Origin of the sequence: Burkholderia cepacia, assembly GCF_029962485.1 — a bacterium.
Classification (GTDB): domain Bacteria; phylum Pseudomonadota; class Gammaproteobacteria; order Burkholderiales; family Burkholderiaceae; genus Burkholderia.
Genome location: NZ_CP073638.1, coordinates 777,688 through 801,683, shown reverse-complemented (window position 1 = coordinate 801,683; position 23,996 = coordinate 777,688). Strand labels below are relative to the sequence as shown.

Sequence of the window (23,996 nt, the reverse complement as noted above, 5' to 3'; positions counted from 1 at the left end):
CGCGCGCGATATCGCGCGCATTTGAATTCCGCTTCCGGTTTCACGCATGACGATTTCGTGAAAATCGGCTGGCGTGAAACCTCTGATCCTCCATATAATCCCGCCTGCATATTGCGTGCGCCTGATCGCGCACCTTCGACGCGTGTTCGTTCACGCCGAAAGCGATTGATCCCGTTGTCGTCCGTCACGCGCACAGCCGCGTCACACGGGCCGCACGGGTGTATTCCGTAAAAGGCCCGATCCGTTTTCCGGATTGTTCCGGGAAGTACGGATAATCCGCGGCGATTCCCATCGGATTGACGCAGTATCCGCGTCGTTTCACATTCAGAAAACGGCGACGGGGATTATTTCGTTTTCGGTTGCCGAAATTGGCATGAACGGTCGCGCATTGACATCGACACAATGACGGCGGCCCGCTCGCGGCTGCCAGGAGACGGACTTGAAACAACCAGAAGACCAGCTGCACCGCGGGCTGGAAGAACGGCACATCAACCTGATGGCGCTCGGCGCGACGATCGGCGTCGGCCTGTTCCTCGGCTCCGCCACCGCGATCCGCACGGCCGGCCCGGCCATCCTGCTGACCTACCTGCTGGGCGGCATCGCGATCTTCCTGATCATGCGCGCACTTGGCGAAATGGCGATCACCAATCCGGTCGCCGGCGCCTTCAGCCGCTACGCACGCGACTACCTCGGGCCGCTCGCCGGCTACCTGACCGGCTGGACCTACTGGTTCGTGTGGATCGTCACCTGCATGGCGGAAATCACGGCGGTCGGCGTCTACATGCACATGTGGTTCCCCGGCGTGCCGAACTGGATCTGGGCGCTCGCCGCGCTCATGGCAATGGGCTCGGTGAACTTCATCGCGGTCAAGCTGTACGGCGAATTCGAGTTCTGGTTCGCGCTGATCAAGATCGTCACGATCGTGCTGATGATCATCGGCGGCGGGCTGATGATCGCGTTCGGCATCGGCAACGGCGGTGTCGCGACCGGCATCTCGAACCTGTGGTCGCACGGCGGCTTCATGCCGAACGGGATCAACGGCGTGATCGCCGCGCTGCCGATCGTGATGTTCGCGTATCTCGGCGTCGAGATGCTCGGCCTCACGGCAGGAGAAGCGCGCAACCCGGAGAAGTCGCTGACGAAGGCCGTGAACTCGGTGTTCTGGCGCGTGCTGATTTTCTACATCGGCGCGCTGTTCGTGATCATGTCGCTCTATCCGTGGGACCAGATCGGCACGCAGGGCAGCCCGTTCGTGATGACGTTCTCGCGGCTCGGTATTCCGGCCGCCGCCGGCATCATCAACTTCGTCGTGCTGACCGCGGCGCTGTCGTCATGCAACAGCGGCCTGTTCAGCACCGCGCGGATGCTCTACAACCTCGCGCAGCAGGGCCAGGCGCCGGCCAAGCTCGGCCGCGTGAACCGCAACGGCGTGCCGGTGTACGGCGTGATCGTGTCGGTCGCGCTGCTGCTGATCGGCGTGCTGCTCAACTATCTCGCGCCGCAACACGTGTTCACGTGGCTCACGTCGGTATCGACGTTCGGCGCGATCTGGACGTGGTGCGTGATCCTGATCGCGCAGATGCGCTTTCGCCGCACGCTGTCGGCCGACAAGATCGCGCGCCTGCCGATCCGCGTGCCGTTCTATCCGCTCGGGTCGATCGTCGCGCTCGGTTTTCTCGCGCTGGTCGTCGTGCTGATGGCGTTCACGCCCGATACGCGCGTCGCGCTCGTGATCGGGCCCGTGTGGATCGTGCTGCTCGGCATCGCGTATGCGCTGTTCTACGCGAACCGTCCGGCCGCCTCGGCACCGACGAAGTCGTAAGCGGGCCAGGACAGGGAGCCACGCGATCGTTGATCGCGATCATGCGCGGGCGGGCAGGACGACCTATGCTGAACAAATCGCTTGTCCGCGCTTCGCGTTGCTACCCGCCGATCCCTGCGACCGCGGCGGCTGCCCGGCCGCCGCGCGCCGCTTCCACGCGAGGCTCCCGTCGTCGTTCCGCGACGACGCGCACGCACGGAGGCTTTCGCCATGCAGCCTGCCCATTCCATCCCGACGCTCGCGCGGATCGCGCTGGCGGTCGATCCAACACCCGAATCGCTGTCCGCCGCACGTTACGCCCGCACGCTGCTGCGTCCCGGCATGCGATTGCGTATCGTCTGCGCAATCGACAACCCGCGCCTCGTGCTGCCCGATATCCCGCGCATCGACGCGCTGCTGACGTCGGCGCGCGAGGACATGATGGGCGAAGCGCACGCCATCAACGCGCGGATCGCCGCGCTGTTTGCCGACAGCGGCATCGAGGTCGAGCAGGTCATCGTCGATACGTCGGTCACGGGCGGCACGGTCGCCGATGCGCTGGTGAACGACACGTCGGCATGGCAGGCGGACGCGCTGGTGGTCGGCGCGAATCCGCATCACGGGCTGTTGCGGCTCGTCGAAGGCGCGATGTCGGACACGCTGTCGAAGCGCGCGCGCTGCGCGCTGCTGATCGTGCCGGCCGCCTATGCACGGCCGTCGGACGGCGCGCTGCAGCGGCTGATGTTCGCGGTCGACGGCAGCGAGCCGTCGCTGCACGCGGCGCGTGTCGGGCTCGGCTTCGCGGCGCCGACGACGTTGCTGTACGCCGCATACGTGATCGATCGCGCGGTTCGTCTGACCGATATCGTGCCGGTGCGTGCGCTCGAGGATGCGTACCGTGCGGAGGGCGACGATGCGCTCGCGAAAATCGCGCCGCTGTTTCATGCGACGGGGAATCCGACCAAGCGCGGTGTCGTCGAAACGCGTCCGACCAGCGACGACGTGGCCCATGCGCTGATGCGCGATGCCGTGCACTGGCGTGCGGAACTGCTGGTGGTCGGCACGCATGGCCGGCGCGGTATCGCCGCCTGGCTGATCGGCAGCGTCGCGCGCCGCGTGGCGCACCTCGCTCAAGTGCCCGTGCTGCTCGTGCGCGGCGCGGCGTGAATGGCGCGGTATCACGCACGAAGCCGATGTCGATTGACCTGCATCAGAAACGGTATGCGCATCGCGTGAGACAGTAACGGAACATCCGGCGATGGCGATGGTCTGTCGTGCATGTGCGACGACAACCGCGCGTGCACGCAAGCATCGAAACCGCCGATCCGGCAGGTCGCGATCGAACGCGCGCTCAAGCCGGCACATCGATTTCAGGAGCCGCGCCATCGATTGCATGGCGTGTCATCCACCGAGAACTCTCTGGCACGAGGGTAGGCAGCCAGCGGCTGCCTTGGAGGACGGGCGGGGTGCACGCACCCCGTCCGCTTTCCGCCTGACTGGCCCCGTCGGATCACTTTCCCCGCAGGTATTGTTTTGCATGCGGCCGTTCAGAACGGCGCGTATGAGCGCGCAGTCGCATCGAGGCGAACCGCGGCGAAGGTCGACACGCGCACGGTGCCGCCGCATTCGCGCGGCAGCGGCAGGCACTGCGAACGCGTCACGGCGCGCAGCCATCGCACGGCCCCGTGCCGTGCGTCGACTGCATGCGTGTTCAGGTGGTCCGAAGAATCGAGCAGAGGTCGTGCCGGCGGACGACGCCGCGCCGCACCCGCGAGCGCGGGCGCACGACGTGCATTGGTCCGCATGCGCTGCACGTGCGGCTGCGCAGCCGGTTCGCATGCGGCCAGCCGGGGCGTGCCTTGCGGCGCGGCTCCGACTCGGCCGGCTCGGTGCGCGCCTGTCGCGCGCCGAGGGCCGCGGCGAACCGCTGCAGCGCGAGGATCGACCCCGCGACGCTCTGGTACTTCTCGCGGCCGATCTGCCCGTCGAGCGTGACGAGCAGCCCGGCTTCGCGGGCGAGCGCGAGCAAGGTGTCGAGATCGTCGGACGGACGATTGCCGGCCGATGCGGTCCGGGCGGGCAGGGCGCGCGCGTTGCCCGACGCGCGCCGCTGGCCGTCCCGGCCCGGGAAGTTGCGATGTGCCATGGTTGGTCTCCTGCGCCAGACCCCGCGCGCCTTGCTCGATGGCAGGCTGGGCGATGATCCGGTATGAACGCGTTGTTCATGGCATCAGTATCGTGTGACGGCGGCAGGCTGCCAAGCGGCGCGCGCTGAACTCGCTGTCAGGTATTGCGCGGCGCCTATCGGAATCCGCTGACACGCGCCGCGGCCAATTGGCCGATCGTCCGGGCCGCAGGCGTACCGGCGGGTTCGTTCCGACGAATGAACCCGGTGTGCGGAGCGTCGCTTGACGCATGATTTCGGCCGGTCTAAGTTCCCGAGTGCATCGGCGTTGCGCGGCGGTTCCACCGCCCGCCAGTCGGCCGGTGCCGCGCCCCGGGGTGGCGTGGCAGGGCTTCCAGTCTCGTTCGCGGGCAGTTTGCGCCGCGAATCAAGCGCGGCCGGTTCGGGGACGGATCGGCACGGCGGCACGCAACGTGCCGTTGATCGCGCGCAAATACGTGCCGGCGCATCGCACGCCGCGCGGCCGACCAGTCTTTAAGCTTCCAGTACCGTCGTTTTTTCATTCCTCGACCGTCAGGAGTCCGTCGATGTCCAAGGACAATTTGCTCGATTCACTCAAGGAAGCCGCCGAACAGCGCGCGATTGGCGCGGATCAGTTGCGTGCGATGCTCGACGATGAAGTGCGTGTGCTGTCGTCCGGCGCACGCGTGCATGACTACATCCACGTGTTCGCAATCCGGAACCTGCGAGAACGGATGCGCCAGCGGGACGATTTCGACGCGGACACGCAGGCCGGTGCGGCGCCGGCGGAATCCGATCCGCGCCCGAGCGTCCGCCTGTGACAGGTGCTTGCCGCGGCTGACACGGTAAGTCGCCGGTCGCGGCCGAATCACGATTGACCCTCTTGCCAGCGGCGCTTGCCGCTTCGGTCCGCCTGCGCGCGACCTGACGATTCGCTGACGGCCGTCAACGTATTTCGTCATATGTTTCATTGAATTGTCACGACGACCTCAAGTAAGCCGCGCGATTGCCGTTTACCCGGTGAATTCGTCCACCGGGCGTTCGCGCTCCCTTACCGAGTCGTTGCCATGCTCTCGTCCATCCGCGCCCGCATCCTCGCCGCGTGCGTCGCCATCGTCGTATTCGCGCTCGTCGCCACCACGCTGATCAACTATTTCATCGCGCACTCGTACAACGACGATGCGATCGACCGCAACCTGACCTCCGTCGCGAGCGGCCACGTGGTCGGGATCGCCGACTGGGTCGCCACCCGCAGCCGGATGATCGCGTCGCTGCAGGATGCGGCGCTCGCGCCCGATCCGCTGCCGGTATTCAAGCAGATGGCCACGGCCGGCGGCTTCACGAACGTGTATGCGGGCTACGCCGACAAGGCGTTCCGCTTCTCCGACCCGACCGGCATCCCGCCCGACTACGATCCGACCGGCCGCCCGTGGTACAAGCAGGCCGCGCAGGCCGGCAAGCCGGTCGTCACGCCGCCTTACGTCGATGCCGGCACCGGCAACCTCGTCGTCACGTTCGCGGTGCCGATCCTGCGTGACGGCGGGCTGAAGGGCGTCGTCGCCGCGGATGTCGCGATGGACAGCGTGATCGCCAACGTGAAGTCGATCCGCCCGACGCCCGCGAGCTTCGGGATGCTGATCGACAGCAGCGGCCACGTCGTCGCGCATCCGGACCCGAAGCTCACGCTGAAGCCGGTCGCCGACGTGTCGCCCGAACTCGGCGCGACGAGCGCCGCGACGATCGCGGCCGCGACGGCCCCCGTCGAGGTGAGCGTCGGCGGCGACGCGAAGCTGGTGCGTGCTCGGCCGGTGCCGGGCACCGACTGGTACGCGCTGGTGCTGCTCGACAAGACCGAAGCGACGGCCGGCATGCGCTCGCTGCTGACCGCGTCGCTGATCACGCTGGTCGTGATCGTCGGCGTCGCGTCGCTGATCATCGGCGCGATCACCGCGACCGCGTTCCGCCGCCTGTCGCAGGTGCGCCAGGCGATGGCCGCGATCGGCTCGGGCGCCGGCGACCTGACGCAGCGCCTGCCGGCCGACGGCCGCGACGAAGTCGCCGACATCGCGCGCTCGTTCAACAGCTTCGTCGACAAGCTGAACGACGTGATGCGCCAGATCCGCGACGCGAGCGAATCGGTGCGCACGGCCGCGAACGAGATTGCGGCGGGCAACCAGGACCTGTCGTCGCGTACCGAATCGGCCGCGGCGAGCCTCGAGGAAACGGCAGCGTCGATGGAAGAAATCACCGCGACCGTCGGCCAGTCGGCGGCAGCCGCCGGCCAGGCCGACGAACGCGCGGCGGCCGCGTCGCGGATCGCGTCGCACGGCGGGGCGGTCGTGTCGGACGTCGTCGCGACGATGGAGAAGATCGAAGAAGCATCGGGCCGGATCGGCGACATCATCGGCGTGATCGACGGGATCGCGTTCCAGACCAACATCCTCGCGCTGAACGCGGCCGTCGAAGCGGCGCGGGCGGGCGAGCAGGGCCGCGGCTTCGCGGTCGTCGCGCAGGAAGTGCGCAGTCTCGCGCAACGCAGCGCGCAGGCCGCGCGCGAAGTGAAGGTGCTGGTCGAATCGACGGTCGCGAGCGTGTCGGCCGGTTCCGGGCAGGTGCGCCAGGCGGGCGACACGATGCGCGAGATCGTGTCCAACGTGTCGAACGTGACGACCATCATCTCCGAGATCACGCACGCGGCAAACGAGCAGACGCGCGGTATTCAGGAGGTGAACCGCGCGGTCACGCAGCTCGATGAAATGGTCCAGCAGAACGCGGCGCTCGTCGAACAGTCGACCGCCGCCGCGACCGCGCTGCAGTCGCAGGCGAATGCGCTGGCGACGACGGTCGGGCGGTTCAAGGTCGCGTAATCGCGGCCTGGAGGCGGCGCGGCCACATCGCTCAGGAGCGGCCGCTGTCGCGCATCAGCGCGAGCCGGTTGTAGAGCGTTTTCAGGCTGATGCCGAGCGCCTTGGCTGCGCGCGGCTTGTTGCCGTCGAAATAACGCAGCGTCGCCGCGATGAAGCGTTGCTGCGCATGGTGGAGCGTCGCGCCGAGCGGCAGCGCCATCGCGCTCTCCGACGTACGGTCGGGCGGTATCGGCTGCTTCGGCAGCGCGACGTCGATGCCTTCGTCCGCCAGAATGTACGCGCGCTCGATCGTGTTGTGCAGCTCGCGCACGTTGCCGGGCCACGAGTACGCGCGGAGTGCCGCGATCGCCGCGTCGGTCAGCCGCTTGTGCGAGCGGTGCCGCGCGTTCAGCGTGTCGACGAATTCCCGCGCGATCGTCTCGACGTCGCCGTCGCGCTGGCGCAGCGGCGGCACGTACAGCGCGAACGCGGCGAGCCGGTAGAACAGGTCCTCGCGCAGCCGGCCGTCGCGCACGGCATCGGCCGGGTTGTGCCGCGTGGCCGACACGATACGCACGTCGAGCGGAATCGGCTCGGTGCCGCCCACTCGCACGATCGCATTCGACTCGATCGCCCGCAGCAGCTTCACCTGCAGCGCCGCGGGCATTTCGGCGATCTCGTCGAGCAGCAGCGTGCCGCCGCGCGCGGCCTCGAAGAAGCCTTCGCGCTGCGCGATCGCACCGGTGAAACTGCCTTTCTCGTGCCCGAACAGTTGCGACTCCGCAATATCGGGCGGGATCGCGCCGCAATTCACGGGCACGAACGGGCCGTCGCACCGCGCACTGAGATCGTGCAGCCGGCGCGCGACGATATCCTTGCCGACCCCGCTTTCGCCGGCAATCATCACGCTGGCGCGGGTCGGCGCGATTTTCTCGATGCGGCCGAGCAGCGTGCGCATCGCGGAGGACCGGCCGGACAGCCGGCGGCCGTCTGCGCGCTGCTTCGACCGATTTGCGGTTTCACCCATCGTCGTTAGCGGGCCGTTTTGAAAATCGGCATCACGCGTTCCGTTCATTGCAATATTTATCATCGACAGCGAAACGGCCACGAAGGTGCCGCTGAATAGTAATTTCCAATGTTCGTGACGGGGGCAGAAGGATTCGACCATCGGTTTTTTGACTGGCGGAAACGGCTGCTCGATCCAGGGTCGGACCGCGGCTTTTTTACAGAAAGCCGATGAAAAAGCCGGCCGCTATCGCTTTTCGCCGAAGCAGCGGGCGGCCTCGATCGATGCCGGACCGCCTCCGGCACGACACGCGGCGGGCACGATGCGCCATCCTGCCATCCACCGCCCGAACAGCGTGTCACGCCCGTCCCGGGCATATCGCTTGCTGACACTTCCACGCCTGCCCGGCACGCTCGACGGCATCTCGGATCGCCGAACGGAGGCACGTCGCCGCACGACGGGCGCCGGCGCGAGGCAAGGATGCAATGAAGACCCTGACCCATGAGCTGTTGCGGCAGGGTGCATGGGTCGTGCTGGCCGTCGGGCTGGCGTCCGCGCTGCAGGCGTGGGCGATTCACGTCGTCGGCGAGCACGCACCGTTTGCGCCGCTGCCTTTCTATGCGGGCGTTGCCGCCGCCGCCTGGCTGACGTCGTTCGGCGGCGGCCTCGCCGCGACTGTCGCGAGCGTGGCCGTGATCGGCACGCTGTGGTGGCGCGATGCGCCGCTGGCCACGCTGCTCGCGCAGGCCGGTGCGTTCGTCGCGGTCAGCTTCGTCGAGTGCGTGCTCGTGATGGCGGTGAAGCCGCTGATCGCGAACGATCGCCTGCACGCCGTCGACGACGATGGCGACGCGGACGCCGCCATGCGCGCGCCGCATCGCGAGCCGGCGCCCGCCGCACGCGTGCCCGACGACGACCTGTTGCGCCGGGTGGTCGACGCATCGCCCGACGCGATTGTCGGTGTCGACACCGCGCGCCGGATCACGAGCTGGAATCTGGCCGCGCGCCGGATCTTCGGGGTCGACGCCGCACAGGCAAGCGGGCGCGACGTCTCAGCGATGATCGCGCCGCGCTGGCGGCGGCGGCATCCGCTGCCCGCCACGTTCGCGAACCTGCACGCGCCGGTCGGGCCGCTCGACGTGCTATGTGTGCGTCGCGACGGCGGCCGCTTTCGCGCGACCTTCGCCGCGTCGCCGATCGTCGATGCACAGGGCAACTGCACGGGCCTGTCGATGACGCTGCGCGAAGCGCGCGAACGCCGCCGCGGCGAGCAGCGCGACCTGCGCTCGTTGCGCGGCGCCCGCGACGCACGCGCGCTGGCCGACACGTCGAACCGTCTGAAGGACGAGTTGCTGGCCACGGTGTCGCACGAGCTGCGCACGCCGCTGAACGTGATCTACGGGTGGGTCGAGGTGCTGCGCAACGTCGACGGGCACGGGCTCGCGGAACAGGCGGTCGACGCGATCGATCGCAGCGCGCGGTCGTTGTCGCACATGGTCGGCGACCTGCTCGACGCGTCGTCGCTCGCAACGGGCCGGCTGCGTCTCGAACGCGTGCCGGTCGATCTCGTGCGCGTCGTGCGCGACGCCACGCGCGAGCTCGATGCGACCGCGCAGGCGAACGGGCTCGAACTGTCGACGGCGTACGCGATGCAGTCCTGCGTAATTCCGGCGGACGGCGAGCGCGTGCGCCAGGTGCTGTCGAACCTGTTGTCGAACGCGATCAAGTTCACGCCGCCGGGCGGGCGCATCGACGTGTCGCTGACGCGTGCGGGCGAACGCGTCCGGCTGTCGGTCGCCGATACGGGACAAGGGATTGAACCGGAATACCTGCCGCATCTGTTCGAAACCTTCAGCCGACCCGAAGGCGCGTTCGCGTCGCCGAAGCGCGGCCTCGGGCTCGGCCTGTCGATCGTGCGCAACATCGCGCAGCTGCACGGCGGCGACGTCGTCGCGACGAGCGACGGACCGGGACGCGGGACGACCGTGACGGTCACGCTGCCAGCCGGCTGGGACGCCGACGATCCGGCCGAGCGCCTGACGCGCCCCGCAGGCGCGTCGGACTCGGTGGCGCTCGACGGCCAGCGCGTGCTCGTCGTCGATGACGATGCAACCTCGCGCGCGAGCCTTGCCGCGGCGCTCGAAACGATGGGCGCGCAAGTGTCGACCGCGCAGTCGGGGCACGACGCGCTCGACGCGGTGGAGCGGCATCCGCCGAGCGTCGTGCTGTCGGATCTCGCAATGCCGGACGGCGACGGCTTCTGGCTGCTCGACCGGATCCGCCATTTGCCGGGCGGCAGCGGGCATTTGCCTGTCGTGGCGGTCACCGCGCACGCCGGCAAGGCCGACCGCCACCGTGTGCTGGCCGCCGGCTTCGATGCGTATCTGTGCAAGCCGGTCGACATGCCGACGCTCGCGAGCGTGATCGTCGACGTCGCGCCGGACGATAGGCACGGCGGGAAAGGGCGCGGCTGAGCGCCCGGTCAGACTGGAATACGGGAGGCCCGATGGATGCAACGAAAACCATGCGGTGCGACGGCACGGGCCGCGAGCCGATTCGACCCAAGCGCATGCCGCCGGTCGTGCCGGTCGCGTGCATGCTGATTGTGTCGTTCATATGGATCGCGACACCCCGCCATGCATCGGCCGAGGAGGGTGTCGGTGCGAAGCTCGAGAGTCAGGCGTCGGCCGTCGGCGGCCAGATCCGCGATGCGACGCTCGCTTCCCGCGTCAGGGCGGCGCTTGTCGCCGAACGCGGATTGGCGTCCGGCGACATCGACGTTCAGGTTCGCCATCGCGTCGTCGAACTGACGGGCAACGTGCCCGACGAACGGCAACGCGCGACCGCGATCCGCGTGGTGCATGGCGTCGACGGCGTGAGCGGCGTACACGACAGGCTGCAGATCCGCCGGAAGTAAGAGGTGCGCGGGTCAGCGCCGGGCAGGAGGTTCAACGTGGATATCCTCGTCGCGGGCCGCTTCTTGCCGGTCGAACCAGCGGAACGCTGCGCGCACGTGACACGGCGCACGATCGCGTTCGCGAAGCGGACGATGCTCGCGGCCGGCGTGCTGTCGGTGGAGCGCACCGAGGGCGCGTGGTGCAACGGCGCATGGACCGATTTCTTCTCGTCGCCCCATCGTCCGGCGTGACGGCAACCGGCGCGGCCGGCTCGCGCCGTCACGACACACGGAGGCCTGGATGACCACGAACCGGAGCAAGCGGCGCCGTCGCCTACGGGCGGCAATCACACTGGCTGCTGCCGTTGGCGCACTGGCGTTCGCGTGTTCGCACGCGCAGACGCTGCCCGCTTCGTCGGTGCAGGTCGCCCCGGGCGTCGTCCGCCCCGGCACGACCGCCGACGAGGCCGACATGACGCAGCGTCCGACCGGCATCGATGCGGAGTTTGTCGACAAGGCCGGCATGCTCGACAAGGTCGAACGGCAGGCCAGCCAGCTTGCGCTCGACCGCTCGTCGAACCCCGACGTGAAAGCGTTCGCGCGCCGGATGGTCGACGATCACGCCCGCCTCGCCGGCGCATTGCGGCAACTCGGTGCGCAAAAGGGTGTGCCGGTGCAGGCGCGGATGCTGGTCGATCCGGCGGTGACGGCGTTGCGGATGAAGGCAGGTCATGCGTTCGATACGGCGTACGTCGCACTGGCCGGCCCGCGCGTGCATGAAGCGGCGATCCGGCTCTACGAAGATGAGGCGAAGCACGGCCGCGATCCGAAGCTTCGCGCATTCGCGGCTAGCACGCTGCCGGCGCTGAACGCGCATCTGGCCGCCGCACGGCAACTCGCGCAGGCCGTCGCGGCCGCGCGCTGACCGGCGTCAACGCCGCCGCTTGCCGTCCTCGGGAGCGTCCGGCGACGCCTCGTGCGGCGGCGAGTCCAGTGCCGTTTCGCCTTCCTCGATCAGCCAGTACGGCAAGCTGCCGTAGTACGCGTGCAGCGCTTCGCCCCAGCCAGGATCGGCCATCGCCGGCCAGCAGTCCCGGTCGAAGCCGGGCGCGTCGCGCACGTGCTCGGTCGCGACCGGCAGCACGAAGCATTTGCGCTCGACGTCGAGCACGAGCACGTTCCACGGCACCGCGAGCAGTTTGTCGCCGAGCCCGCGCACACCGCCCGACGCAACGACCGCATACGCGATCCGGCCGGCGCGCACGTCGAGCATGATGTCGGCCACCTTGCCGATGTCGTCGCCGTCCATCGTCAGCACACGATCGCCCGCGAGCGTCCGGGCGGCCATCACGTCGGGCCCCGGCCCGCTGACGGTCGAGCGGCGAGGGCCGCCGACAATGCGCGTGTAGCCGCGCGACAGTCTGTCCGTTGTCATCGATCATCTCCTGTCGAAGCTGCTGGTGGCCAGCGCCGGCGCGGCAGCGACACGTCCTCGAGTGTATTGGCCAGCTCGTCGCGTTCGGGGCCGCCCGCGCGCGTCGCGATGTCACCGAGGGACACGATCCCGACCAGCCGCCGGTCGCGATCGAGCACCGGCAAGCGATGCAGTTGCACGTCGGCCATCCGCTGCTGGACGTCGCCGACGCCGTCGTCCTCGACACACCACTGCACGGGTGCGGATGCCACGGCCCGCACCGGTGTATCGAACGGATGGCCGTGCGACACCCCGCGCACCGCGAGGTCGCGGTCGGTGACGATCGCGACGAGTTCCGTGCCGTCGCAAACGGGCAGCACGCCGATGTCGAAGCGCTGCATCAGTTCGGCCGCATGGCGAATCGTGTCGGTCGGCGCGACGCACACCACATCGCGCGACATGATCTCGTTGACGCGATACATGAACGCCTCCTTCGTGAGCGAGACGAATCGGGAGCAGATGTCGTGCCGCGCACGCTCCGCATGCACCGGGCCTCGACGGCCGGGCGACGGAGAAAATTGCCAGCCCGCTTGTACATCTTCCACGGCGGCTGCCGCGCACGGGCGGTGCGGGATGTCAGTGGCCGATGCCCGTCATGACGACGATTGCCAGCACCACTGCGCTCTCGATGGCGGCCAGTGCGGCGACGCCGGCGGCGCCGCTGATTTCATGCCATCTGCGTTCAAGGCGTTTCATCAGATCACTCCGAATGGGTCCGGCCCGCCGATGCGCCGCCGCGCAGGTCGAGCCGGGTGCCGCCGTCAGCCGTGATCGCGGGGCGGGGAAGGGTCCTGCGGCTTGCGACGTTCATGCTCGCCGGACGGTTTGGCGGGGTCGATGCGGGTCGCGCCGCCGACGGCGGGCGGATCGCTGGCCGGAAACGTCTCTTCGAGCCCTTCGTCGATACGCTCTTCCGTCTTATCTTCGGACGGCGGGCGTGACGTGGCGAGACGGAACAGTCCGGCAGCCGGTGACACGGCGTCGTGGCGGCCGGTGGCGTAAGCGGTCATGGTCGAACCTCCTTGGTCGTCGATGTACGCGCAAGCGCCGTGCCCGTGACGTGCCGGCGGCACGACGCTTGCGCGCCGGAGAAGCCGGACGGGCACGCGGGACATGAGTCGCGCGCCGTCCGCGTGGACAAGAGGACATCGTGATGAATGCATCCAGGGAAAGGATACGTTACGACGCGAACGTATGCGGCGGCGAATTCGCCAGCGTGCACGCGCGATTCGACGCGTGGAAACGCGAATCGCTGGTCTATCGGCCCGAGCGGCGCATGTTCGACGGCAAGGACGAGGTACGCGAGCTGAACGACCTCGTCTACGACGGGCCCGAGCGCGCGCAGCAGGCGCTCGTCGCGCAATGCGCGCCGTCCGATCCGTTCGCACTCGCGGTGCGGCTGACCACGGAAGGACGCAGGATGTGGCTGGTGATGGCGGCCTACGACGACTGACCGTGCTGCGCGCGTGGAACACGAGCAGGCACGCCGCTTGCGCGCGGTCGCAGCGCCATCGAGAGGCGCGCGCCGTCGCGCAGGAGTGACATGAAGACGCCATCCATGCTGCACCGCCCCGAACCGACGACACCCGACGTCGACCCGGACCCGGACCCGCCCGGACATGACGATCCGGTCGATCCGCCCGTGCCCGACGGGCTGCCGCAGGGCGACCCGCCGTCGCATCCGCCGCCGATACGGATGCTGGGCCAAGCGGTGCGCTACCACCGGCCGCGCGAATACTGAAAAGGAGGACCCTCATGGACATCCACGTTCAATCACCCGACAAGCGCGCGATCGCTCAGGTGCTGGGCCGCTATTTCGAATCGCGCTCGCTGCGCTATCACATCGAGGAATTGCCGGGCGGCGTGCTGCAGATCGGCTTTCGCGCGAGCGGCCACCCGGTTGCCGTCACCGTCTCGTTCGACGATGCCGCGTACGACACGTATACGCACTGGGACGCCAGCCAGAAGCAGCTGGCGCTCGGCCGGCTCGCCGACGGCTTCTCGCGGATGATGTCGTCGCGCAGTCCGGCCGCGCTCGCCGGCGACTATCACGTCGAGCGTTTCTGATTCGGCAACGCTTCTCCCATTCATTCCGAAGGGCGGCAAAGTGCCCGCGCGCGGCGGGCGCTTTGCGTCCGCGCGCGCGTCGCGTAGGATGTCCGTTAATTCAGCGCACGCTACGTTCGCGCCACCGGCTGCCAGCCGCTGCAGCCGAAGCGGCGCGACGCGCTTTCCTTCAGGTTCGTTTCGCGCAACCGACGGAGACGCCTTGATGACTGTTGCTCGCCCGTTGCTGTCACCCGGCGCACGCCGGTTCGTATCCGGCCTGTCGGCCTGCGCGGCGCTTACGGCGGCCGGCGCCCGCGACGCGTCGGCCCAGACGCCTTCGCCGCTCGGCGAGTGGCAATACTCCGCGGGCGTGCCGCTCGAAAAACTGTACGACCCGAACATTTCCACCTGGGATATCAGCGTGGGCGCCGCGATGACGCTGCAGCCGCGCTATGCGGGCTCCGACCGTTATCGCGTGCTGGGCGGCCCGAATCTGGATATCCGCTATCGCGACCTGTTCTTCCTGTCGACAGGCGAGGGGCTCGGCGCGAACGTGCTGCGCGGGCCGAACTGGCGCGTGAGCCTGTCCGTCGGCTATGACCTCGGGCGTCGTTCGGCCGACGATACCGAGCACCTGAACGGCCTCGACAACATCAATGCGGCGCCGGTGATGAAACTGGCGGCCGATTACGTGATCTCGAAGGAATTTCCGCTCGTGCTGCGCGCGGATATCCGGCGCAGCATCGGCGGCTCGAACGGCTGGGTCGGCGATTTCTCCGCGTACATGCCGCTGCCGGGCAGCAACGAGCATTTCTTCTGGTTCGCGGGGCCGACCGTGTCGTTCGCCGATTCGCGCTACATGAACAGCTGGTTCGGCGTGAGCCAGGGCGCCGCCGCGCGCTCGGGGCTGCCCGCCTATTCGTCGGGGGCCGGGATCAAGTCGTTCGGCGCGGGGGTGACGATGGCTTGGTTCGTGAACAAGCACTGGTTCGTCACGATCGACGGCGCCATCGAGCAGCTCGTCGGCCGCGCCGCGCGCAGCCCGATCACGCAGCAGTCGACCAACGGCGTGTTCGACATGTCGGTGAATTACCAGTTTTGACCGCGGCCGGGTGGCAGAGGGCAGATGTCGCACGCGGCATGTCCCGTCACATTTGATATGATTCCGACCTGTACAAACGTACAGTGATCGATCTCCGTGACACCTGCTTCGCCGACGCCCCCGGCGTTTTACTACTTGACCAATTTCGAACGCGCGCTGGCCTGGCTCGGCGAGCGTTACGACGACCTGTTCGACGCGCACGAGCACGCGTTCGTCCGGCAGTTCGCGACGCTGCCGCAGCCGTCGCGCGCGCTGCTCGTGCGGATGCTGATGCGCAGCGGGTCCGATTTCCGCGCAAGCAAGCTCGTGTACGAGGAAATCGGCAGCACGCTCGACGCGGTCACGCCGCTCGTCGAACTCGGCTGGGTCGATCCGGCGCCCGCGCTTACGCTCGACGAGCTGTTCGCGTTGTCGACCAAGGCCGATCTGCTGCACATTTTCCCGTCGCTTGCCGCCCATGCCGGCGAGCGCAAGCCCGAATGGCTCGAACGGCTGCGCCCCGGGCACGACACCGCGCAGCCGCTCGACGCGTGGTGCGCGCAGGCCGGCGACCGCGTGTTGCGCGTGACGGTCGGCGCGCTGTGCGACCGGCTGCGGCTGATGTTCTTCGGCAATCTCCATCAGGACTGGAGCGAGTTCGTGCTCGCCGATCTCGGCGTGTTCCAGTACGAAAGCGTGCCGATCGCACCGTCGTCGCGCGCGTTCCAGCAGCGCGGCGACGTCGATGCGTATCTCGCGCTGCAGATGTGCCGCGACGCGCTCGATGCGTGGCCCGACGACCTGCCGTTCGACGACCTGATGCGCGCAATCGACGCCGTGGGCTGCGGGCAGCCATGGCTCGCGACGCGTCGCGCGAAGCTGCTGTTCGCGCTCGGCCAGACCTGCGAGCGCCGCGCCGACTGGGATACCGCGCTCGACGCATATACACGCAGTGCGTGGCCCGGCAGCCGCCACCGGCGCATCCGCGTGCTCGAGCGCTGCGGGCGCGACGACGACGCGCTCGTGCTGGCGCTCGACGCGCGCGGCGGCTTCGAGAGCGACGAGGAACGCCAGCGCGTCGAGCGCATGCTGCCGCGCCTGCAGCGCCGCGCCGGCCAGCGCGTCGAACGTGCGGCCGCAGCGGCCGGCGCACCGCGCGAAACACTCGTGCTCACGCGTCCCGACGCATTCGTCAGCGTCGAATTCGCGGTGCGCGACCATCTCGCGCAACCGGCGTCACCGGTCCATTACGTCGAAAACACGCTGATCAATTCACTATTCGGCCTGTTGTGCTGGGAACCGGTGTTCGCAACCGTGCCCGGCGCGTTCTTCCACCCGTTCCAGCGCGGTCCGGCCGACCTGCACGCACCCGATTTCGCCGCGCGCCGCGCGGACGCATTCGACGCGTGTTTCGCACAGCTCGATTCGGGCGCGTACCGCGACACGATCCGCCGGCATTTCGCGACGAAGGCCGGGCTGCAGTCGCCGTTCGTGTTCTGGGGTGTGCTGACCGACGCGCTGCTCGACGAAGCGCTCGCGTGCCTGCCGCCCGAGCACTTGCGGCTGTGGTTCACGCGCCTGCTCGCGGATATCCGCAGCAACCGTTCGGGGCTGCCCGATCTCATCCGTTTTTGGCCTGATGAGCGCCGTTACGAGCTGATCGAGGTCAAGGGCCCCGGCGACCGGCTGCAGGACAACCAGACGCGCTGGCTCGCATACTGCGTCGCCCACGGCATACCGGTGCGCGTCGTCGACGTCGAATGGGCCGTCGACGGCCTGGCACACGCCGAAGCGGCGGGGTTGTCCGCATGAGCTATGTCGTCGCGGTGCGGGCAATGTGCGAATTCACCGCGCGGCGCGGCGATCTCGACCTGCGCTTCACGCCCGCGCCGACCGCGCTCGAAGGCATCGCCGGCCACGGTGCGGTCACGTCGAAACGCGGCGCACGCTACGAAACCGAGATTGCGCTGACGGGCACCTGGGGCACGCTCACCGTGCGCGGCCGCGCGGACGGCTATGACCCCGTCGCGAACCGCGTCGAGGAAATCAAGACCTATCGTGGCAGCCTCGACGCGATGCCGGACAATCATCGCGCGCTGCACTGGGCGCAGGCGAAGGTCTATGCGCACCTGATGTGCGACGCGCGCGGTCTCAAGGAAATCGACGTCGCGCTCGTGTATTTCGACATCGTGTCCGAACGCGAGACCGTGCTGACGGAAACGCTGGATGCGGACACGCTCGCGACGTTCTTCGCCGAGCAGTGCGCGTGCTTCGTCGGCTGGGCCGAGCGCGAAACGGCCCATCGCGCGGCACGTGACGCAGCGCTGCGCGCGCTCGCATTTCCGCACGGGCAGTTCCGCAGCGGCCAGCGCGAGCTGGCGGTCTCGGTCTATCGCGCGGCACGCGACGAGCGCTGCCTGATGGCGCAGGCGCCGACCGGCATCGGCAAGACGCTCGGCACCGTGTTTCCGCTGCTGAAGGCGTGCGGCGAGGGCGAACTCGACCACGTCTTCTTCCTGACCGCGAAAACGCCCGGCCGTGCGCTCGCGCTCGAAGCGGCGACGACGCTCGGCGCCGGCACACCCGCGCTGCCGCTGCGCGTGCTGGAACTCGTCGCGCGCGACAAGGCGTGCGAGCATCCGGACAGCGCATGCCATGGCGAATCGTGCCCGCTCGCGAAAGGCTTCTACGACCGACTGCCGGCCGCGCGCGACGCGGCGATCGAGGCCGGTCTGCTCGATCGCGATACCGTGCGCACGGCCGCGCTCGCGCACGACGTCTGTCCGTACTACCTGTCGCAGGAACTCGCGCGCTGGTCGGACATGATGATCGGCGACTACAACTACTACTACGACGGTAGCGCGATGCTGCACACGCTCGCGCAGCAGAACCAGTGGCGCGTCGGTGTCCTCGTCGACGAAGCGCACAACCTGCTCGACCGCGCACGCAAGATGTACAGCGCATCGCTCGATCCGTTCGCGTTCGCGGCTGCGCGCGAAGCCGCGCCGGCGGCGCTGCGCAAGGCATTCGACCGGCTCGCCCGCGCGTGGGGCACGGTCAATCGCTCGCAGGCCGAGCGCTATGCGGCGTACCCGGACGTGCCGGGCCCGATCGTGTCGGCCGTGCAGAACCTCGTCGCGGCAATCGGCGAGCACCTGACCGACGCGCCCCGCACGAACGGCGACGCGCTGCTGCGGTTTCATTTCGAGGCGATCCAGTTCGGCGTGCTCGCCGAAGCCTTCGACAGCGCATCGATCTTCGACGCGACACTCCATGGCGAACCGATGCCGCGCCAGCCGGCGCTCGACGGTGTCGCGTCGGCGAGCCGCCGGCGCCGCATTCAGTCGACGCTGTGCGTGCGCAACGTGATACCGGCCGGCTTCCTGGCGCCGCGTTACGAAGCCTCACGCGCGACCGTGCTGTTCTCGGGCACGCTGAGCCCGTTCCATTTCTATCGCGACACGCTCGGGCTGCCCGGCGATACGGGCTGGCTCGACGTCGACGGGCCGTTCCGCGCCGAGCAACTGACCGTGCGCGTCGCGAGTCACGTGTCGACACGCTGGCGCGACCGCGACCGGTCGCTCGAACCGATCGTCGACCTGATCGCCGCGCAATACGCGACGCGGCCCGGCAACTACCTCGGCTTCCTGAGCAGCTTCGATTACCTGGGGCGCGTGGTTGCGCTGATGCAGACACGCCATCCGGACGTGCCCGTCTGGGCGCAGGCGCCCGGGATGGCCGAAAGCGAGCGCGACGCGTTTCTCGCGCGCTTCGACGCGGGCGGGCGCGGGGTCGGTTTCGCGGTGCTGGGCGGGGCGTTTTCGGAAGGCGTGGACCTGGTCGGCGAGCGACTGATCGGCGCCTTCATCGCGACGCTCGGGCTGCCGCAGGTCAACGACGTCAACGAGCAGATGCGGCGCGCGATGGAGGCGCGTTTCGGCAACGGCTACGACTATATGTACCTGTATCCGGGCTTGCAGAAGGTCGTGCAGGCGGCCGGGCGGGTGATCCGCACCGAGCACGACGAAGGCGTCGTGCACCTGATCGACGACCGTTATCGCAGGCGCGAAGTGCGCGACTTGCTGCCGCGGTGGTGGCGGATCGGGTGAAGGTGAGGGTGAAACTGCCTCGCGCTACAGCACGTTGAGCATCGCGAGCGCGGCTTCCTGCAAGTGCGGCAGCACGCGCCGCACGGCCGCGTCCGCCGTCTCCGCGCCGATCGGCATGTTCGTGCTCAGCGCGGCGACCACCTCGCCCTGACGGTTCTTCAGCGGCACCGCGATGCCGCGTACGCCGACCTGCAATTGCTGTTCGATCGCGGCGAAACCGGCGTCGCGCGCATGGTCGACCTGTTCGAGCAGCCGCGCCTTGTTGGTGATCGTGTGCGGCGTGAATGGGGGCAGTGCGGTTTCGTCGAGCCACGCGCGCACGGCTTCGCGATCGGGGTGATGGGCGAGCAGCACGACACCCGGCGACGTCAGCGGCGCCGGCACGCGTGCACCGAGCACGAAGCCCGTCGTCATCACGCGCGACACGCCGTTGCGTGCGATGAAGACCAGTTCCCAACCGTCGAGCACGCTGACGTACGCCGATTCGTTCAGTGACGCACTCAGTTGCTGCAGATAGGGCTGGACCGTGCGCGGCAGACGCGCCGAATCGAAGTACGACCAGCCGACCCGCAGCACGCGCGGCGTGAGGCCGTACAGCTTGCCGTCGGTGTACACGTAGCCGAGCGATTCGAGCGTCAGCAGGTAGCGCCGTGCTGCCGTGCGCGTGAGGCCCGTACGCGCGGCGGCCTGCGTGGGCGTCATGCGCGCGTGCTGGCTGTCGAAGGCTTCGAGGATCATCAGGCCTTTTTCGAGGCCGGCAATCCAGTCGCGTCGGTCGAGTTCGGGCTTTTTCATCGTCGGAATAGCGGAAGGCAGGTGTGCGGTGAACGCTCGGAATTGAGCGATTATCGCGCAGACCGACCGCGCTGGCGAAGCCGCGCTCGCGCTAGAATCGCCGCTCCGACTGGAACAGAACAATGACACTCCGAGAATCCGCCTTGGCCGTGCTCGTCGCGGCCATGCCGCTGCTTGCCGCGGCGAATCCTGCGACCACCGCCGCAACCCTACCTAAACCGTCTGTCGATATCCGTGCATGGCCGCGCATGACGTCGCCGAAATTCGGCTGCTACGTCGAAACGACGTTCGGCTACCGCGACAAGCGCTTCAATTGCTCGCTGAAGAAGTACCGGAACACTGGCGACGCGTGCAAGAACACGAAGGCGTACTACGAAGGCCCCGCGTTCCCCGAGCGGCTCGCGGCCAGCGTGCATCCGCTCGCGACGAAGGTCGACCTGGACTGGGAGCATGGCGAGCTGCAGATGGTCACGGTCACGCTGAAGGGGACGTGGAACGCGGCGGAGGTGCGCAAGGCATTCGGGCTGCCGCGCGCGGAGGGGAGCAAGCTGACCGAAGCCGAACTGCGGTCGCAGCCGGGCAACGTGATGGATACGAGCGTCCAGTATCCGTCGGACGCGCTCGATGAACGCCTCGCGACGCGCCCGAGCAACCCTGCGCGTGGCACGACGGCCGTGATGCTCTACGGATTCGACCACATGGGCGCCGGCGATGTCGATTGCGGCGGAGGTGGCGAATAACGCGGGAGGGGTAACAGGAAGAGGCCGACGGTCTGTCAAAACCAACCGCCGGGTGAACGCGGCGCCCGTGCCACGCGCGCCGCGTCCTTCAGTGTCTTACTCGCTGCTCGTCCACTCGACGTTCGCGCCGACCGAGCGCAGATTCTCGACGAAATGCGGATGCGCGCGGCGGATCGGCAGCGCGTTCATGATTTCCGAGCGGCCTTCGATGCTCGCGGCGACCATCAGCAGTGCAATCGCGACGCGAATGATGTACGGGCTCTCGACGCGTGCCGGCGTCAGTTGCAGCCCGCCGAACGTGATCAGCCGATGCGGATCGGACAGCAGCACGTGCGCGCCGAACTTCGACAGCTCGCCGGACCAGCCGAGCGCGCCGTCGTAGACCTTGTTCCAGAACATCGCGCTGCCTTCCGCGCGCACGCCGAGCGCGATGAAGATCGGCAGCAGGTCGACCGGCAGGTACGGCCAGGGTGCGGCTTCGACCTTGGTCAGGATGTTCTGCGTGAACGGCCGACGTACGCGCAGCGGGCCGTCGCGTTCCGCGCGCGACCAGCCGTCGCGATGCGTGACGTTGACGCCGAACTTCGCGAACGTGCGGTCGATCAGCGGGAAATGTTCGGGCGACGAGTTGCGCACCGTGATGTCGCCGCCGGTGATCGCGCCGAGCGCGAGGAACGTCGCGATCTCGTGGAAATCCTCGGCGAAGCGGAACTCGCCGCCGCCGAGCTTGCCGCCGCCCGTCACGCACAGCCGCGACGTGCCGATACCTTCGATCGTGACGCCGATCATCGCGAGGAACTGGCAGAACTCCTGCACGTGCGGCTCGGACGCCGCGTTCATCAGCGTCGACGTGCCGCTCGCGGTCGTCGCGCACAGCGCGAAGTTCTCGGTGGTCGTCACCGACGCGTAGTCGAACCAGTGATCGTTGGCCGTCAGCGGGCCGTCGGTGCGGACGATCAGCGAATCGGGCGTGCGTTCGATGTGCGCGCCGAAGCGCTCGAACACCTCGACGTGCGGGTCGATCTCGCGCACGCCGAGCGTACAGCCCTTCACGTCGTTCTCGAGGCGCGCGACGCCGAAGCGCGCGAGCAGCGGCGGAATCAGCATGATCGACGAGCGCATCGCCTCGGGCAGCCGGTGGACGGCCGGATCGAACTTCGTGTTGCGATGGTGGAGTTCGAGCAGGCCCGTCGTGAAGTCGACCGACACGTCGCTGCCGAGCGTGCGGAAGATGTCGAGGATCTTGCGCACGTCGGTGATGTCCGGCACGCCGACGAGGCGCAGCGGCTGATCGGTCAACAGGGTGGCGCACAGAATCGGCAGGACGGCGTTCTTGTTCGCGGACGGCTTGATGTCCCCGCGCAGCGGAGTGCCGCCGTGGACGATGAGATTCGACATGATATGGGGGCGTATCGGTGACTGACGTAGGCCCATATGATGCCATTGGTCGGCCGGCGGCGTGGAATGTTCAGAGGGGAAAAGGGGGATCGGGGCGCGCGATTGACGGTGTTTGACGTTGGGCCTGCGCTGCGGCAGGTCGATTGCCTGCCGGCGTGGAGAAATGGCCGGCCGCGACGCGCGCCGGCCACGCACTCACTCCGTCACTGCGCGGCCCGCATCCGTGCGGCGACCACCAGCGAGATCAGGCAGCCCACCGCGAGATAACCGGCGACGAGGTGCCACGAGCCGCCGGCCAGGCTGACGAGGCCGACCGCGATGAACGGCGTGAACCCGCCGCCAACCACACTCGCGAACTGGTAGCCGACCCCAGCGCCGCTGTAGCGGTATTCGGCGCCGAACAGCTCGGTGAACAGCGGCTGCTGGACGCTCACGACCATGTCGTGCGCGGCGTTGGCCAGCAGGATCGAGAAGATCACGATCCACGCGATCGACCGCGCTTCCAGCGCGACGAAGAACGGTACCGCGGACGCCAGGCCGATCACCGCGCCGATCAGGTAGATGCGACGCAGGCCGTAGCGGTCGGCCAGCCACGCGAAACACGGAATCGTCACGCAGCTCACCGCACCGACCAGCAGGCCGATGTTCAGGAACAGGTCGCGCGACATGCCAAGGTTCGTCGTCGAATAGCTGAGCGCGAACGCGGTGACGATATACATCGTGAACAGTTCCGCGAGCCGCAGCGCAATGATCAGCAGGAACGCCTTCGGGTGGCGCGTGAGCGCCTCCAGCACCGGCAGGCGCAGCTTGCGGTTGCCATGCTCGACCTTCTCGACGAACTCCTGCGACTCGTCCATGTTCTTGCGCACCCACAACCCGATCAGCACCAGCACGATGCTGAACACGAACGGCAGGCGCCAGCCCCATGACTTGAACGCGGCCTCGCCGAGCGTGTGGCTCAGGATCGACACGATGCCCGTGGCCAGCACGAGGCCGACGCCGTAGCCGACCTGCACGCCGCTGCTGTAGAACGCCTTCTTCTGCTTCGGTGCGCTCTCGACGGCCATCAGCGCCGCGCCGCCCCATTCGCCGCCGACCGCGAAACCCTGGATCGCACGCATCAGCACCAGCAGCACGGGCGCCCACCAGCCGATCGTCGAGAACGCCGGCAGCAGGCCGATCGCGACCGTCGACAGCCCCATCAGCATCACGGTCAGCACGAGCATCCGCTTGCGCCCGAGCCGGTCGCCGTAGTGGCCGAACACGACGCCGCCGAGCGGCCGGAACAGGAAGCCGACGCCGAAGGTCGCGAACGCCGCGAGCGTGCCCATGGTCGGGCTGACTTTCGGGAAGAACTCGGAATTGAATACGAGCGCGGCGACGATCCCGTACAGCAGGAAGTCGTACCAGTCGACGACGGCGCCGACGAAGCTGCCGATCGCGGCCTTGCGGGCCTGGCTGCGCGCTCGGGCGCTGGCGGCGGCGTCGAGGGTGTCGAAGGTTGGGGTCATGGCGGTGTCTCCTGGCACGGCGCATCGTGGAATCGTGGCGGCGCCGCGTCCGATGCTGCATTGAAGTCGATGGGTGAACGGAGAATAGGGCGCGCGCCGCATGGCGGCAATTGGCCAGTCGGATAAAGTGCGCGATTATCGTTC

23 protein-coding genes are annotated in these 23,996 nt (G+C 68.2%); 15 read left to right on the top strand and 8 right to left on the bottom strand.

Annotated elements, in window-relative coordinates:
* Positions 1 to 439: 439 nt before the first annotated feature.
* Together KEC55_RS20040 and KEC55_RS20035 are read left to right on the top strand one after the other, a co-directional pair.
* Positions 440 to 1,822 (top strand): amino acid permease, encoded by a 1,383-nt coding sequence (locus tag KEC55_RS20040; RefSeq protein ID WP_282509996.1) that lies wholly within the window; start codon positions 440 to 442, stop codon positions 1,820 to 1,822.
* A gap of 210 nt (positions 1,823 to 2,032) precedes the next feature.
* Entirely contained in the window at positions 2,033 to 2,968 is a 936-nt protein-coding gene (locus KEC55_RS20035; protein WP_282509994.1) for a universal stress protein, read from the top strand.
* A gap of 544 nt (positions 2,969 to 3,512) precedes the next feature.
* On the opposite strand, the gene KEC55_RS20030 is transcribed toward KEC55_RS20035, so the two are convergent.
* The gene (locus tag KEC55_RS20030) at positions 3,513 to 3,947 is read right to left on the bottom strand and encodes a hypothetical protein (RefSeq protein WP_282509992.1); all 435 of its coding nucleotides are present in this window, start codon (positions 3,945 to 3,947) and stop codon (positions 3,513 to 3,515) included.
* A gap of 566 nt (positions 3,948 to 4,513) precedes the next feature.
* Between KEC55_RS20030 and KEC55_RS20025 the strand changes: the two genes are divergently transcribed.
* Both KEC55_RS20025 and KEC55_RS20020 read left to right on the top strand, forming a co-directional pair.
* Positions 4,514 to 4,768 carry a DUF3562 domain-containing protein gene (locus KEC55_RS20025; protein ID WP_176045362.1) on the top strand — a complete coding sequence of 85 codons (255 nt, stop codon included), beginning with the start codon at positions 4,514 to 4,516 and terminating at the stop codon, positions 4,766 to 4,768.
* 246 nt (positions 4,769 to 5,014) lie between these two features.
* Positions 5,015 to 6,814, top strand: a complete 1,800-nt coding sequence (locus tag KEC55_RS20020) for a methyl-accepting chemotaxis protein (RefSeq protein WP_282509989.1) — start codon at positions 5,015 to 5,017, stop codon at positions 6,812 to 6,814.
* 31 nt (positions 6,815 to 6,845) lie between these two features.
* Here the strand turns inward: KEC55_RS20020 and KEC55_RS20015 are convergent, their stop codons facing one another.
* Positions 6,846 to 7,883 (bottom strand): sigma-54 interaction domain-containing protein, encoded by a 1,038-nt coding sequence (locus tag KEC55_RS20015; RefSeq protein WP_282509987.1) that lies wholly within the window; start codon positions 7,881 to 7,883, stop codon positions 6,846 to 6,848.
* Positions 7,884 to 8,284: 401 nt separating this feature from the next.
* On the opposite strand from KEC55_RS20015, the gene KEC55_RS20010 reads away from it, so the two are divergent.
* From KEC55_RS20010 to KEC55_RS19995, 4 genes are read left to right on the top strand one after another with little or no spacing between them, the layout of a single operon-like run.
* Positions 8,285 to 10,273, top strand: a complete 1,989-nt coding sequence (locus tag KEC55_RS20010) for a hybrid sensor histidine kinase/response regulator (RefSeq protein ID WP_282509985.1) — start codon at positions 8,285 to 8,287, stop codon at positions 10,271 to 10,273.
* 32 nt (positions 10,274 to 10,305) lie between these two features.
* Entirely contained in the window at positions 10,306 to 10,716 is a 411-nt protein-coding gene (locus KEC55_RS20005) for a BON domain-containing protein (protein ID WP_282509983.1), read from the top strand.
* Positions 10,717 to 10,752: 36 nt separating this feature from the next.
* A complete protein-coding gene (locus tag KEC55_RS20000; protein ID WP_282509981.1) occupies positions 10,753 to 10,947 on the top strand; it encodes a hypothetical protein in 195 nt (64 codons plus the stop codon).
* Positions 10,948 to 10,996: 49 nt separating this feature from the next.
* On the top strand, positions 10,997 to 11,620 hold the full coding sequence (locus KEC55_RS19995; protein ID WP_282509979.1) for a DUF4142 domain-containing protein: 624 nt from the start codon (positions 10,997 to 10,999) through the stop codon (positions 11,618 to 11,620).
* A gap of 6 nt (positions 11,621 to 11,626) precedes the next feature.
* Here KEC55_RS19995 and KEC55_RS19990 read toward each other — a convergent pair whose 3' ends face one another.
* The 3 genes from KEC55_RS19990 to KEC55_RS19980 form a co-directional block, all read right to left on the bottom strand.
* Positions 11,627 to 12,130 carry a PRC-barrel domain-containing protein gene (locus KEC55_RS19990; protein ID WP_282509977.1) on the bottom strand — a complete coding sequence of 168 codons (504 nt, stop codon included), beginning with the start codon at positions 12,128 to 12,130 and terminating at the stop codon, positions 11,627 to 11,629.
* Complete coding sequence (locus KEC55_RS19985; protein WP_282509975.1) at positions 12,127 to 12,591, bottom strand: CBS domain-containing protein; 465 nt, start codon at positions 12,589 to 12,591, stop codon at positions 12,127 to 12,129. Before KEC55_RS19985 ends, KEC55_RS19990 begins: the two co-directional genes overlap by 4 nt.
* A 339-nt stretch (positions 12,592 to 12,930) precedes the next feature.
* A complete protein-coding gene (locus KEC55_RS19980) occupies positions 12,931 to 13,179 on the bottom strand; it encodes a hypothetical protein (protein ID WP_282509973.1) in 249 nt (82 codons plus the stop codon).
* 143 nt (positions 13,180 to 13,322) lie between these two features.
* Here KEC55_RS19980 and KEC55_RS19975 point away from each other — a divergent pair, with 143 nt between their 5' ends.
* The 6 genes from KEC55_RS19975 to KEC55_RS19950 all read left to right on the top strand — a co-directional run bounded on the left by KEC55_RS19975 (position 13,323) and on the right by KEC55_RS19950 (position 19,408).
* Positions 13,323 to 13,622 (top strand): hypothetical protein, encoded by a 300-nt coding sequence (locus KEC55_RS19975; protein WP_282509971.1) that lies wholly within the window; start codon positions 13,323 to 13,325, stop codon positions 13,620 to 13,622.
* A 90-nt stretch (positions 13,623 to 13,712) separates the two neighbouring features.
* On the top strand, positions 13,713 to 13,910 hold the full coding sequence (locus KEC55_RS19970) for a hypothetical protein (RefSeq protein WP_282509969.1): 198 nt from the start codon (positions 13,713 to 13,715) through the stop codon (positions 13,908 to 13,910).
* A gap of 14 nt (positions 13,911 to 13,924) precedes the next feature.
* Complete coding sequence (locus tag KEC55_RS19965; protein WP_176045369.1) at positions 13,925 to 14,236, top strand: hypothetical protein; 312 nt, start codon at positions 13,925 to 13,927, stop codon at positions 14,234 to 14,236.
* 205 nt (positions 14,237 to 14,441) lie between these two features.
* The gene (locus tag KEC55_RS19960) at positions 14,442 to 15,320 is read left to right on the top strand and encodes a MipA/OmpV family protein (RefSeq protein ID WP_282509966.1); all 879 of its coding nucleotides are present in this window, start codon (positions 14,442 to 14,444) and stop codon (positions 15,318 to 15,320) included.
* 96 nt (positions 15,321 to 15,416) lie between these two features.
* On the top strand, positions 15,417 to 17,111 hold the full coding sequence (locus KEC55_RS19955) for a VRR-NUC domain-containing protein (RefSeq protein ID WP_282509964.1): 1,695 nt from the start codon (positions 15,417 to 15,419) through the stop codon (positions 17,109 to 17,111).
* Complete coding sequence (locus KEC55_RS19950) at positions 17,108 to 19,408, top strand: ATP-dependent DNA helicase (protein WP_282509958.1); 2,301 nt, start codon at positions 17,108 to 17,110, stop codon at positions 19,406 to 19,408. The genes KEC55_RS19955 and KEC55_RS19950 overlap by 4 nt, the downstream gene beginning before the upstream one ends.
* A gap of 24 nt (positions 19,409 to 19,432) precedes the next feature.
* Here the strand turns inward: KEC55_RS19950 and KEC55_RS19945 are convergent, their stop codons facing one another.
* Entirely contained in the window at positions 19,433 to 20,203 is a 771-nt protein-coding gene (locus KEC55_RS19945; protein WP_282509956.1) for an IclR family transcriptional regulator domain-containing protein, read from the bottom strand.
* Positions 20,204 to 20,451: 248 nt separating this feature from the next.
* Between KEC55_RS19945 and KEC55_RS19940 the strand changes: the two genes are divergently transcribed.
* Positions 20,452 to 20,943, top strand: a complete 492-nt coding sequence (locus tag KEC55_RS19940) for a hypothetical protein (RefSeq protein WP_282509954.1) — start codon at positions 20,452 to 20,454, stop codon at positions 20,941 to 20,943.
* Positions 20,944 to 21,039: 96 nt separating this feature from the next.
* Here KEC55_RS19940 and KEC55_RS19935 read toward each other — a convergent pair whose 3' ends face one another.
* Together KEC55_RS19935 and shiA are read right to left on the bottom strand one after the other, a co-directional pair.
* On the bottom strand, positions 21,040 to 22,341 hold the full coding sequence (locus KEC55_RS19935; protein WP_175842561.1) for a UDP-N-acetylglucosamine 1-carboxyvinyltransferase: 1,302 nt from the start codon (positions 22,339 to 22,341) through the stop codon (positions 21,040 to 21,042).
* Positions 22,342 to 22,544: 203 nt separating this feature from the next.
* Positions 22,545 to 23,852: a shikimate transporter gene (gene shiA / locus KEC55_RS19930; RefSeq protein ID WP_282509950.1), complete on the bottom strand. Its 1,308-nt coding sequence runs from the start codon at positions 23,850 to 23,852 to the stop codon at positions 22,545 to 22,547.
* Positions 23,853 to 23,996 lie beyond the last annotated feature (144 nt).